This window comes from Streptomyces sp. NPDC006602, from assembly GCF_042870385.1.
GTDB lineage: Bacteria > Actinomycetota > Actinomycetes > Streptomycetales > Streptomycetaceae > Streptomyces.
Genome location: NZ_JBIAHG010000030.1, coordinates 1 through 11,953 on the forward strand (window position 1 = coordinate 1; position 11,953 = coordinate 11,953).

The 11,953-nt window shown below is 69.4% G+C and carries 9 protein-coding genes and 2 pseudogenes; 7 read left to right on the forward strand and 4 right to left on the reverse strand.

Features of this window, described 5'->3' with window-relative positions:
• Positions 1–826 precede the first annotated feature (826 nt).
• From ACFYO2_RS39820 to ACFYO2_RS39830, 3 genes are all read left to right on the forward strand, one after another.
• Positions 827–2,176 carry a tetratricopeptide repeat protein gene (locus tag ACFYO2_RS39820; RefSeq protein WP_388359635.1) on the forward strand — a complete coding sequence of 450 codons (1,350 nt, stop codon included), beginning with the start codon at positions 827–829 and terminating at the stop codon, positions 2,174–2,176.
• A gap of 749 nt (positions 2,177–2,925) precedes the next feature.
• Positions 2,926–3,342, forward strand: coding sequence for a hypothetical protein (locus ACFYO2_RS39825; RefSeq protein WP_388359638.1), 417 nt, complete (start codon positions 2,926–2,928; stop codon positions 3,340–3,342).
• A 582-nt stretch (positions 3,343–3,924) separates the two neighbouring features.
• Positions 3,925–4,776, forward strand: a complete 852-nt coding sequence (locus tag ACFYO2_RS39830; RefSeq protein WP_388359640.1) for a class I SAM-dependent methyltransferase — start codon at positions 3,925–3,927, stop codon at positions 4,774–4,776.
• A 128-nt stretch (positions 4,777–4,904) separates the two neighbouring features.
• Here ACFYO2_RS39830 and ACFYO2_RS39835 read toward each other — a convergent pair whose 3' ends face one another.
• Entirely contained in the window at positions 4,905–5,471 is a 567-nt protein-coding gene (locus ACFYO2_RS39835) for a hypothetical protein (protein ID WP_388359642.1), read from the reverse strand.
• Positions 5,472–5,833: 362 nt separating this feature from the next.
• On the opposite strand from ACFYO2_RS39835, the gene ACFYO2_RS39840 reads away from it, so the two are divergent.
• From ACFYO2_RS39840 to ACFYO2_RS39855, 4 genes and pseudogenes are all read left to right on the forward strand, one after another.
• A complete protein-coding gene (locus ACFYO2_RS39840) occupies positions 5,834–6,235 on the forward strand; it encodes a hypothetical protein (protein ID WP_388359643.1) in 402 nt (133 codons plus the stop codon).
• 60 nt (positions 6,236–6,295) lie between these two features.
• Positions 6,296–7,033, forward strand: a pseudogene (locus tag ACFYO2_RS39845) (IS5 family transposase); the annotation flags it as partial.
• Between the two features lie 181 nt (positions 7,034–7,214).
• Complete coding sequence (locus ACFYO2_RS39850) at positions 7,215–7,655, forward strand: VOC family protein (protein ID WP_388359644.1); 441 nt, start codon at positions 7,215–7,217, stop codon at positions 7,653–7,655.
• 17 nt (positions 7,656–7,672) lie between these two features.
• A pseudogene (locus ACFYO2_RS39855) lies at positions 7,673–7,853 on the forward strand (pyridoxamine 5-phosphate oxidase); the annotation flags it as partial.
• A 182-nt stretch (positions 7,854–8,035) separates the two neighbouring features.
• On the opposite strand, the gene ACFYO2_RS39860 reads toward ACFYO2_RS39855, so the two are convergent.
• The 3 genes from ACFYO2_RS39860 to ACFYO2_RS39870 all read right to left on the reverse strand — a co-directional run bounded on the left by ACFYO2_RS39860 (position 8,036) and on the right by ACFYO2_RS39870 (position 11,766).
• Complete coding sequence (locus ACFYO2_RS39860) at positions 8,036–9,136, reverse strand: Ku protein (protein WP_388359646.1); 1,101 nt, start codon at positions 9,134–9,136, stop codon at positions 8,036–8,038.
• Between the two features lie 161 nt (positions 9,137–9,297).
• Complete coding sequence (locus ACFYO2_RS39865) at positions 9,298–9,408, reverse strand: DUF6207 family protein (protein WP_388359775.1); 111 nt, start codon at positions 9,406–9,408, stop codon at positions 9,298–9,300.
• Between the two features lie 183 nt (positions 9,409–9,591).
• Positions 9,592–11,766, reverse strand: a complete 2,175-nt coding sequence (locus ACFYO2_RS39870) for a glycogen debranching N-terminal domain-containing protein (RefSeq protein WP_388359649.1) — start codon at positions 11,764–11,766, stop codon at positions 9,592–9,594.
• Between the last annotated feature and the right edge of the window lie 187 nt (positions 11,767–11,953).

Genomic DNA, 11,953 nt, shown 5'->3' on the forward strand with positions numbered 1-11,953 from the left:
GTAGCCGAAGCCCGGCTCCAGCGGCTCGATCACGAACCGGGAGCGGAATTCGTCGACGACCTCTTCGGTCAACGAGGGACGCTGAGCAATCAGCACGGGGTGTTGCCTCCAGGGGTTTGGCGCCCGCTGTATGACGCCGTAGACACTACGAGGGTACGGGCGGTAGGGGCGATACGGGCTCCGCAGAGGCCGAACCGCCCGTCTCCCGAACCAAGCGATGAGGCTTCGGGCCTCCCTTCCGCCCGCCGCCACCACGGACATTTCTGCTTTGCCTGCGTCCAGCTCTTGGCGGGCAGGACGGCCAGGCAGCCATGCGCGGCCACGGCCGGGTGATGTTGTGTGATGGCGTTGCCGAAAGGATCCCCGCCGTGTGCTGCATCTGCTGGGCACGGCGGCGTGGCTGGGCGGTCTGTGGCGCTACTGAGGTTTTCGGTTCGGGGTGACGTCATGGCGGCGTCGTTGTCCGGTCTCGGCGATGAATCCGTCGAGCAGGTCGGACCGGTACTGCATCCGTTTGAGGCGGGTGCGGACCAGGCCGGCCAGGTGGTCGATACTGCACGGGGTGAGGTTGCCCAGGCTCTTCTTCAGGCGTCCTCACGTCCTCGGCCGGGTTGAGGTCGGGGCGTGCAGGTCGGGGCGTGCAGGTCGGGAAGCGAAAGACCGTCAGCCACGGCCGTTTCCCGATCAGCTTGCGCATGGCGGCGTCGACGTGGTGGCCGTCCACGCCGACGCCTCGATTGGCGGGGAGCGTCATTCCAACCGTGCTGTATTCGAAACTGCCGGGATGTCGGCAAGGTGTCAGCGGCGAGCGCTATGGTGCGTGGCCGTGGACGCTACTGATCTTGACTACCGGGCCCGGACGCGGTCCGGCTGCATCCCGCCGGAGCTGGTCTCACGGCTGCTCGAACGCGGCCACGTGGACGTGGTGGAGCTGCAGGCCGGACGCGGGGAGTGGTTCTGCGCGCTGGCGTGGGCGCGGTTGCTGGGTGCGCAGGGCCGACAGGCCGACGCCTTGGAGGTGCTCGCCCCGTACCTGGCGACAGGCTGGTGGACGGCCGTCGCAGCCGCGGCCGAGCTGCTGGAGGGCTGGGGCCGCGTCGACGAGGCGACCGAGATCACCCGGGTCCGCATGGAGGCCGGACACCTGATGGCGCTGGAGTCCTACGCGCGCCTACTCGCCCGGCACGGCCGCGCAGAGGAGGCGTTCACCCTGCTGCGCCCGCACATCGGCGAGCAATCCCTCGGCGTGGTACTGGTCGACGTCGCGGCCGCCGCCGGCCGCGACGAGGAAGCCGCCGCGCTGCTTGCCGCCCGGACCGAACACCGGTGTTCCGACTTCCCGTGGTGCTGCCGAGGCCTCGATCGCGACACGGCGATCGGGCTCCTCGCCAGGATCCGCGAGCGCCAGGGCCGCACCGACGAGGCGGTCGCCCTGCTGCGCACCGGCAGCACCATGCTGCTCGACAACCGTGAGCAACTGGCCGCGCTGCTGGCACGGCACGGTCGGCTCGACGAGCTTCGGGCAGCTGCGGCGACTGATGACTCGAGGTACGCCGTACAACGGCTCGCGAGGTTGCTGGAGGAGCGCGGCGACGTGGAAGGGGCGATCGCGGCATACCGGCAGGCCGACGGACCCCTGGGCGGCGACCCCAATTCGGCCTTCGAACTCGCGCAGCTCCTGGCCCGGCACGGCCGGGGCAACGAAGCGATCGACGTGATGCGTGTCCAGGCCGACGCCCGCAACGGGGACGACTGGATCCTCCATACTCTGTCCGACCTGTGCCTCGACCAGGGCCGCCCCGAGGACGGCCTGGCGCACCTCGCCGCCCTCGCCGCCGCCCGCGGGGGCGAGGAGGACTGGGACCTGTACTGGATACGGCTGCCGCTGATCGCCGCCCGCGACGGCGTCGACGAAGCGATCGCACAGGCCCGCGCCCATCCCGAGGGCGCCTCCTCATACGCGGCGCCGCACATCGCCGAGCTGCTCGCCAGCGCCGGACGCACCGAGGAGGCCGTCGCCGTCCTGGAACAGCACGCCTCCGCGAACAGCCATGACCTGGCCGGCTACCTCATCGACCTCGGACGCGTCGAGGACGTCCTGGCCGTCCTCCAGCGGCGCACCCCCCGGCCGCCCGAGCTGTCGGACGGTTCCTGGCACGACGATCCCCCGTTCTGAAGCCCTGCCCGGTTCGGGCCCGCTGGGTAGCGTCCCGTCAGAGCGTGTGCCGGTTGCCCGGAGTTGAACTGTGCCGTCGTTGCTCAGCGATGCGAGGGCGACTCCTGCTTCGTAGGAGATGGCAGTCTTGTCGGACCGGGTCGCGATCCCACAGAGGTTCTTTGTTACCAGGTTGGAGTGCTCGCTCTTTGCTGAGCCTGCTCGAACAGGCAAGACGCGCTCGTCAGTACGGAGAGCGCCGTGTCGCTCGTAGAAAGTCCCGCCCGGGATGCTCGGTGGCAGCCCACGCGAGAGCGTGTCGGAGTGGCGGCGGCGCGGGCGTTGAGCGCGTCGTCCTGCGTGGGCGACGTGATCACCTTGCAGGAGGCTTCTTGATCACTCGCAGGAGCGAGTGAGTTCCGAAGAAGCCGTAGCGCTGAATGTGTCCGTCGAGGAGTTCGATGTCCTGGGCCTGGGCGTGGGCGATGTGCGGGGGCGTAGGGCCGGTTGCGAAAGTGGATCTTGGTTGTGTGGTGATTATGTTCTGGGGCGTGGGGTCTGACGAACGACCGAGTCCGGGCCGACAAGGATGCGACTTCTGCAAGAATCGCACCTCCCAACGCAAACGCGGCTCTGGGTGGCGGCGGCGAGCGACGCCAGGCAGCGGCTCTCGGAGATGGAGCAATCACATGGGGTACTGGGGCCCTCTCATCGTCGTCCGCCATCGGCACCCGCTGAACCGGGCGGCAGCCTTCACCGACGGGGTGCACATGGAGCTGCTTCAGGAGCGCGCCGATGACTGGCGGCTCTGGTCGTTGGAAGGGCAGACCTCACTCGACGAGGAGACTCTCATCGAGCTTGTGGAAGTCACTGGCCGCCCGGTCCTTGCCGGATTCGTCATGGACAGTGACTGCCTTGTGCTGGAAGGCCGAACCAGGGACCAGGCAACCTGGCGCGCATGTCTCGACCGGACAGCTATGTCCGCCTACATGGCGGAGGGCGGCCAATCCGTCGACGATTGGTTCCTGGGGCCGGAGGAGGCTGCGGAGCGCGCTGTGGCCTGGGCACGGGCGGCTGGCCTGACCCCCCTGCCCAAGACGATCGCCGATGTCCTGTCGAAGCGGTCCGACCCGTTCGTGGAGGATCTGTTCCAGGAGTTCCTGGACGGCCTGGGCATCGAGCGCTGAACCGCCACAGGACCCAGGACGGTCTTGCGTCGGCACCTTCAGCTCAGCAGCGATCGTTCTTGGCCTCGACCCGCCGCTATACCGCTCCGCCGTCACCCCAATCTGCTTCCCAGCCGGCCCCAGACGTACCGTCAGACGAGGATGCTGTTGGTCTTACGCTGCGCGGCAGTCGCTCGGAGGAGGCGGCCCAGGACTACGAACTCTGGCGAAGCGTGCTGATCACAGCCACTCGTTGATGGCCGCGACGAGGACAGTGGCCTCGTAGCGGACCGCGGGCCTGCTCATCCTCATCGGGCGAGGTCGGTGTTGAGTGAGGTCCTGCTCACGGCCGTTGTTCTGCCCTGCTCGGCAGGGGTCGTTGCGGCGGCGTGAAAAGCGTTCGAGTAAGTCACGCTGGCGGTAGAGGAGTGCGGTCGACGTGAGCGGCCCGGGTGGCTGGACACGGTGATGTCCTCACCGCCGCGCAGGGCTGCATCGAGGGCTTGGACGACGCGTTCGCGGCGGCGGGCGGAGTCGGCTTGTTCCCCTTAACCTGGCTCCACTCATCAGGTCCCCTTGTCATCGATCATCTAGGCTGGCGCGGTGACTGATGAGCCGGAGCGGGTGCAGCCGTCGGGAGTGTGGGCCACGGCGGTGGGGGTGGCCAGGGTGCGGGCGCTGGAGACCGAGCGGGAGAACGCGCTGTTCCGCGACCCACTGGCACAGGCCTTCGCCACCGCCGGCGGTCTGGGGCCCTCCTCGCCGCCGCTGCCCGGTGACGAGGCCGCGCGACGCCGTCGGCTGGGCGTGGCGTTCTCCATCGTCATCAGGACGAAGTTCCTCGACGACCTGTTGCAGCAGGCCTCCGCGTCCGGGGTCCGGCAGGTCGTGCTACTCGGCGCCGGCATGGACAGCCGGGCCTTCCGGATGGACTGGCCCGAAGGCACCCGGCTGTTCGAGGTCGACACCGCCGCGCCACTGGGCTTCAAGGCTTCGGTGCTGCGCCAGGAGCGGGCCGTCGCACGCTGCGAGCGGATCACCGTCGCGGTGGATCTGCGTGAGGACTGGCCAGGCGCGCTGGCCGCCGTAGGGCACGACCCGGGGGTGCCGACCGCGTGGATCGCCGAAGGACTGCTGATCTATCTGCCCGAGGACGCGGTGGAGCTGCTGCTGGCCCGGATCAGCGCGCAGTCGGCGGCAGGCAGTCGGATGGGGCTGACGTTGGGCTCGCGCGGCGTGATCGAGCGCTTCGGCGCGGACGCCGAGCCGGGATCGGCGGCGTCCATGTGGGTCTCGGAGATGCCCGACGACCCGGTGGGCTGGCTGGCCGGGCACGGCTGGGAGGCCGACAGCCACACCCTGCGCGAGCGCGCTGCCGCCTACGGCCGCCCGATCAGCACCCCGCCTCAGCGCGAGGAGCGGCCCGGCGGACTGATCTCGGCGGTCCGCCGGTAGAGCGCCTCCCGGTTCCCTGGATGATCGATTCCAAGGGGGCCTGATGAGTGGAGCCAGGTTCCTGCGCGGCCAGCCGGTCATGCGCGCACTGACCGCCTACGAGCACTACACCCCTTGGAATCGATCATCTAGGGAGTCGCTGGGTGGAGCCCGTACTCGGCCAGCCACTGGAGCAGATCCTGGCGAGAGGTCTCGACAAGGCAGCCTCCGGTGAAGCGGGAGTCGTCGGTCACCTCTGCCACACACTCTGGAAGAGGCGCAAAAGATTGGGCCCCCTCGTCGGTGGTGAACTCGGCCTCCGCCAGGACCAGGCCCCGCAGAGGGCCGTCGAAGACGTCGACGCCCAAGGGAGGCACGCTGAAACGCGTCTTGGACAGCACCGTGGCCGGCAGCGAGGCGAGCAGGTCGTACTCGGCCGGCGACAAGTACGTATTCGTGATCAGTCCCTGAACCGCTCCCGGCCGAGCGACCGGCACTTTCTGGGTGAGCTTGAGCTCGCGGCTGCCGTCTGGCCATTCGGCGCGTCGCAGACGCAGGCGGGTTCCCACCAGATACCGATCGGTGATCGTCCGGTAGGCCGTCACTGCTGACGGTGCCGGCGGTTCAGCCAGGAGGAACCGCCGCTCCCGTTCGACGCGCGCGTACTTTCCCGGGAGAACCGACTGACCTTGAGCCCCACCGGCTTTGTCCATCATGAAGACAGCTTCTCAGCGGCTACTCTCCCTGCCGGCGCATCTCGGTGGCCTTCCGGGAGGTTCACGCCACCGCCTGGCGGTGATGGGGTGCTCGGCGGTGGCGATGTCGTTCCGCAGGGCTTCGAGACCGGGATGGAGGGCATCGGAAGGAGGGCCCAGGAGCTCGTTGAGGCGACGGCACGCTGCGGCTGATCGTCTTCATGGCAGCGGCCACCTGCGCCGCACTCACCCTCGGTGGTGGCGCCTGGCTCGCGGGTCTGCTAGGGCATGTTGCGAAAGTTGAGGCCAGCAAAGGGAGGATGTGTAAGCGGGACCGCGCGCCGAGTGGGCCTAACGGGGGGCCTGCGATAGGTTCAGGCGGCATGGCGGAACCCATTTACTACGTTGATCGCTCGGATCTCCGCGAGGGCAAGCTCGCGGAGGTGAAGGACGCGATGCGTGATCTGACCGCGTTCGCCGAGGCACACGAGCCGCAGCTGATCGCCTACCACTTCTTCGTCGACGAGGCCGAGTCGATGATGACGACACTGGCCGTCCATCCTGATTCGGCGTCAATGGAGCTCCACATGGAGATCGGCGGACCGAAGTTCCGCGCGTTCGGTGGGCTCATCCGCATGAGGTCCATCGACGTGTACGGACGACCGAGCCCAGTGGTCGTAGACCAGCTCCGGCAGAAGGCCGAGATGCTCGGCGGAGGCACTGTCACCATCCACACCCTGCAGGCAGGGTTCAACCGGCTGCATCGACCCCAGAGCACAGCCTGAGGGGCTGTCGCGCAGGTGGATCCTGGTCGTGGATGATCACACGTCGTTGGGCGTGGAGATCTGACGAGTGGCCGGTGGGCACGGCTGGAACCGTTGCTGCCGCAGGGCATCAAGCCGGGCCGTCCACCGGTGTGGACGCGGCGGCAGCTGATGGACGGCATACGATGGCGGACACGGACCGGCGCCCCCTGGCGGGACGTGCCGGAGAGGTACGGGCCGTGGGACCGGGTCCATGACCTGTTCCAGCGCCGGCAGCGGGACGGCACCTGGGCGAGGATCGTCACCCAGCTCCAGGCGGAGGCCGATGCGAAGGGCCTGATCACCTGGGACGTGAGCGTCGACTCGACAGTCTGCCGGGCCCACCAGCACGCCGCCGGGGCGGCGAAAGGGGGGATCCAGAAGGAGCCGCCCGGCGGGGTCTTGGCCGAACCGGCCGATCACGGACTCGGACGTTCCCGGGGCGGGGTGACCACCAAGATTCATCTCGCGGTGGGGCAGGGACAGAAACCTCTGTCGATCGTGATCACAGCTGGACAGCGGGGTGACTCGCCGCAGTTCGAGCCCGTTCTGGAGGCGATCCGGGTGCCCCGGCTGGGGCTTGGGCGGCCACGCAAACGCCCGGACCGGGTCCGCGCGGACAAGGCATACGACTCCCGAAGCAACCGCTCCTACCTGCGACGACGCGGGATCAAGGCCACGATCCCCATCCCTGCCGACCGGGCCCGCAACCGGGCGAAGCTCGGCTCCCGTGGCGGCCAGCCACCGAAGTTCGACAAGACCGACTACCGCGAACGCCATGCCGTCGAGTGCGCACGAGTGGCTGTGACCAGCACTTTCACAACAGGTCCTAGCGGTGCTGGGGCTCGATCCAGATTTTTCGGGGTTCGGCGGTCTGCGGATGTCGAGAACGTGCCACCGGCTCCGTCCCAGGGACATCAGCGGCCACCACCGGCCGCACGAGGAAGAAGGAGAAGCCAGCATGGCGGTTCAGCGGATGGACAACGTCGGCATCGTCGTCGAGGACATGGAGGCCGCCATCGCGTTCTTCGTGGAACTCGGTATGGAGCTGGAGGGCAGGGCGGAGGTCCAGGGCCTCGTCGCCGACCAGTGCACCGGACTCGACGGCGTCCGCTGTGACATCGCGATGGTCCGGACCCCGGACGGTCACAGCCGGCTCGAGCTGGCGAAGTACCGCAGCCCCGCGGCGATCAGCGCCGGGCCGCGCAACCGGCCGCACAACATTCTGGGCACGCACCGCGTCATGTTCGCCGTCGACGACATCGAGGACACCGTTGCCCGCCTGCGCCCTCACGGCGCCGAACTCGTCGGCGAGATCGCCCGGTTCGAGGACAGCTATCTGCTCTGCTACCTCCGCGGCCCGGAGGGCATCATCGTCGGACTGGCCGAGCAACTGCGCTGAGAAGGAGAAACCGAACCATGCAGCCGAACGAGATCATCGAGGTTCTGCCGCCCGATCAGCCAGGAGCTGCTGGCCCGTGACGTGACCCGCCTGGCCTACGTCGCCAAGGACGGAACTCCGCGCAACGTACCGATCGCCTTCACCCGGAACGGGTCGCACATCGTCATGTGTAGGACGAAGAACGCGCCCAAACTCCCGTGGCCGCCCTCGCGCACAGGCTCCTGGAACGACGGCACCAGTAGGTGAGACACATCTGAGTGTCTGGAGAACCGTCCCACTTCGGCTCCGCGGGCTCACCCGGCCGTGGATCGGGCCCGGGCAGGGAGTGCTCAGCATCGGCTTCGGCAGGGTTCATGACACGGGCGCGGCACGATGCCGGGTCAGGCGGCGCTTTTCTTGCGGCGGCGCCCGGCGCGGGCGAGGGCGTCGATGAGTTCCTCCCGGCTCATCTTGGAGCGTCCGGTGATGTTGTGTTCGGTGGCCCGCTGGTACAGCTGAGCCTTGCTCAGTTGCCGCAGTTCGCTCTTGCCGGTGCCGTGCCGGCTGCGGGATGCGGCCGATGCGCGGGCCGTCTTCGGCGGTGCCTTCCTGGCGTCGGTCTTCTTCGCCGCCTTCCCGGCTGCTTTCCCGGCCGTCTTCCGTGCCGCCTTGCGGGCCGGGGCCGGCTTCTTCTGAGGCGGCTCACTTTCTGTCTTCCGTCCGCCGCGGGCCTGGTCGATGCTGCCCTGCAGGACCGTCATCAGGTCGATGACGTTGGTGGCCGCCGGCGCCTCCTCGGCCGGCGCGACCTCCTGGCCCTCGGCCTTCGCCTGCACCAGCTCCCGCACCTTCTCCTGGTAGGTGTCGTGATACCGGGCAGGCTCCCACGGCCCGCTGAGCGCGCCGACCAGCTGGAGCGCCATGTCCAGCTCCTTGCCCTTGCCCGCCCGACGGGAGGGCAGTTGGGGCAGCTCCTGGCGTGGGTCGCGGACCTCATCGGCCCAGTGGAGGGTCTGGAGCACCAGGACCGTGTGCTCCGCGCGCAGCGCGGTCAGGTACTGCTTGTTGCGCATCACGAACGTGGCGATCCCGACCTTGTTGGCTTCGGTCAGGGCGGCGCGCAGCAGTTCGTAGACCTTGGTGTACTCCGTGCCGCGCGGGGCGATGTAGTAGGTGCGGTCGAAGTAGACGGGCTCGATCTGGTCCAGGTCGACGAAGTCGATGATCTCGATGGTCTGGGAGCGGCCCGGCGCGATCTCGTCGAGTTCGTCCGGCTCCACGACGACGTACTCGCCCTCGCCCACCTCGAAGCCCTTGACGATGTCCTCGCTGTCCACTTCGTTGCCGGTGCGTTCGTTGACCCGCCGGTTGCGGATCCGGTCGGAGGTGCCGCGCTGCAACTGGTGGAAGTGGACGGTGTGGTCCTCGGTCGCGGTGAACAGGCCGACCGGCACGCTGACCAGCCCGAAGGTGATCACACCGGTCCAGATCGCGCGCGCCATGACCATCCACTCCCTCTGCCCACCGCACGATGCTCCTGCTGACCACGCTGACACCCCTGGACGCACAGCGCGCGCTGGGATCACTCCGACCACGGCCGTGACACCGCCGACCACCAGGTCAGCGCCCTGCCGTGCCTCCCCAGCCCTCTGCTTGTTAGGTGCTACCAGTTGATCTCCCGTACGGCCAGGTAGCAGCGCAGCCGGACGCCGGGCCGCCCGGGATCTCGGATCGTACGGTCCGCCGTCGCGGTCGCCCACCGCGTGGCGAGCAGCTCCTCGCGGTCGCGTCCGGCAGCTGCGCGGCCCCGGCCACAACCTCCGGAAAGGCCGGCGCCATCTCAGTGCCGAGCCTCGAACGCAGCGCCACTCGCCCCGCGTTGACGGAGACCAGCGCCCGCAAGCCCGTCCCCTTCGGTTATGCGCTGTTGAGCTGTCCGCGGATATGGTCCGGCGAGTCAGGCCCGCGACTGGGCGTAGTGCTCGACGATCAGCCGAGCCGGGGGTGATACCGATTCGATCCGCCCGTCGGAGCCGATTTTGACGTCGAGCCGTTCTCCCGCGACGGTGAGCCCTGCGACGGTGAGCGCGCCGACGGGGAGTGGGCCTGTCGGCCGGAGGTGCAGGCGGCCTGCGGGTACGTCGGGCTCCAGCCCGGTGAGCGCGGTCATGAGGGCGATGACTGATGCCGCTGACCAGGCTTGTGGCCGGCAGGCGGCCGGGTAGGGGACCGGTGCGGGGGTGTCCGTGCGGGCGTCGCCGCCCCACAGTTCCGGCAGCCGGTAGTCGAAGGCCGGTGCCGCGGCGAGGATGCCCTCGATGAGCCGGGCGGCGGCGTCGGGGTGTCCGGTGCGGGCGAGGCCGACGACGGCGATGGCGGTGTCGTGGGGCCAGACGGCGCCGCAGTGGTAGCGCAGCGGGCCGAAGCCGCCGGACGTCGACGACATCGTCCGCAGCCCGTAGGCGTCGGACATGTCCGGGGCGGCGAGCCGTGCGGCGACGGCGGCGGTCTCGTCGGCGTTGAGGATGCCGGTGGCCAGGAGATGGCCCATGTTGCTCGCGACCGCGTCCACCGGTCGGCCCGAGCCGTCGAGTGCCATGGCCGGGTAGGGCCCGTGCTGGTCGGAGACCCAGAATTGTGCGCGGAAGCGGTCGGAGAGGCCGGACGCGAAAGTCCGCCATCGTTCACCGTCGGGCAGACCGAAGGCGTCGAGGAGTGCCGCTCCGGCTTGGGCCGCCTCGTAGGCGTAGCCCTGTACTTCGGCGAGAGCCAGGGGCGCTTCGGCGAGGCGGCCGTCGGCGAACCGCGCGGCGTCCGCGGAGTCTTTCCAGCCTTGGTTGGCCAGGCCGGTGCCGGTGTGGTCGACGTAGGAGAGGAACCCGTCTCCGGCCTGGGCGGCGGCGTCGATCCAGCCGAGAGCCGCCGTGAGAGTGGGCAGCAGCGGTTTGATGTCGGCGGCGGGCAGGCCCCAGCGCCATGCGTCGTGGAGCAGGCAGATCCACAGGGGGGTCGCGTCGACCGTGCCGTAGTAGACGGGGGGCAGGCGAAGGCCCATGCCGTCGTCGAAGACCCCGCGCCGGACCTCGTGGAGGATCTTGCCCGGCTCTTCCTCCGATGCTGTATCGGTGCGGGTGCCCTGCTGGGCGGCCAGGGTGCGCAGGGTGCCCAGGGCGAGGTCTGTGCCCAGCGGCAGGAGCATTCGAGCGGCCCACAGGCTGTCCCGGCCGAAGAGTGTGAAGAACCAGGGGACGCCTGCGGCGAGGAAGGTGTCACCGGGCGATGCGGCCGTGGCCATGCGCAGTGAGTGGAGGTCGTCCAGGCTCTGCGCGAGGAGTGCGGGCAGGCGGCGGTCGTCGGCGGTGACATCCGGGCGCTGCCAGGTGGGTCGGGGGTCGGCGGCCGTGACGACCGCGTCCGGTTCGGTGATCTCGACGGCCAGGTGCAGGTCGGCGCTCTCGCCGGGCTCGACCGTGAGGGTCCAGGTCAGCGTGGAGTGCTCGGCGTCGGGTGTCGCGCCGGGGGCGCTGACGGCGACAGCGACCGTGTCGTCACCCCAGCTCAACCCGCCGGTGCCGGGCGACAGTTCGCCCGCGGGCTTGAGAGGAGACCGGGCTGCCTGGCCCGCCTTCGCGTGCTCCAGTGGCGCGAGGTCCCCGGCGATTTCCACCCGGACGGCGAGGTGCACCGGCGTGGTCGCGGTGGAGCGGACGGTGAGCTGTTCGGTGAGCAGGCCAGGGTTGAGGATGCGCCGCCGGTCGACCCGGACGGTCGGGTCGGGAACGGCGTCGCCGAGTGCCTGGGCCAGACCGACGAAACGGCTGCGACCGGGTCCGTCCGTCGCGTTCATGACCCCGATGACAGGAAGCCAGCCCTCGCCGTCGCCTGTGCCCGCGGCCTCGCCGCCGGCCGTGGGGGGCGCCTTCCCGGCGTGTTCACCTGACGGGGCACCGACGGGGCGCAGCGCCACGCGCAGCATACTCACCGCGCGCACGTCGGCGTGGAAGAGCCCCTGCACGCCCGCGCCGGGAGCGGCGGCGTCGAGGTTGCCATCCGGCCGGGACAGCACGACGGTCGGGGCGGCGAGGGTGACCGCGAGGTCGTGCAGGAGCGGCTGCCGCTGAGGTGAAGTCATGAAGCTCCGTCCGGTGCCCTCGTGTCTCGTGGGCGGTTGTGAGGGCGATTCGTAACTGCGCCGACTCTTGACAGTCCGAGCGGCGATCGCCACAGTAACCGATCAGAACGCTAAATTTAACGTTCAAATCGAAGCGGGACGACGTTACGACGCCCCACGGCGACGGCGATACGCTGCGGTGCGGTGC

Excerpts from the sequence above, each read along its gene's own strand:
- ACFYO2_RS39825 (WP_388359638.1), top strand. The coding sequence starts at position 2,926 with ATGGAGCTGCTTCAGGAGCGCGCCGATGACTGGCGGCTCTGGTCGTTG.
- ACFYO2_RS39835 (WP_388359642.1), bottom strand. The coding sequence starts at position 5,471 with ATGATGGACAAAGCCGGTGGGGCTCAAGGTCAGTCGGTTCTCCCGGGA.
- ACFYO2_RS39840 (WP_388359643.1), top strand. The coding sequence starts at position 5,834 with ATGGCGGAACCCATTTACTACGTTGATCGCTCGGATCTCCGCGAGGGC.
- ACFYO2_RS39850 (WP_388359644.1), top strand. The coding sequence starts at position 7,215 with ATGGCGGTTCAGCGGATGGACAACGTCGGCATCGTCGTCGAGGACATG.
- ACFYO2_RS39860 (WP_388359646.1), bottom strand. The coding sequence starts at position 9,136 with ATGGCGCGCGCGATCTGGACCGGTGTGATCACCTTCGGGCTGGTCAGC.
- ACFYO2_RS39870 (WP_388359649.1), bottom strand. The coding sequence starts at position 11,766 with ATGACTTCACCTCAGCGGCAGCCGCTCCTGCACGACCTCGCGGTCACC.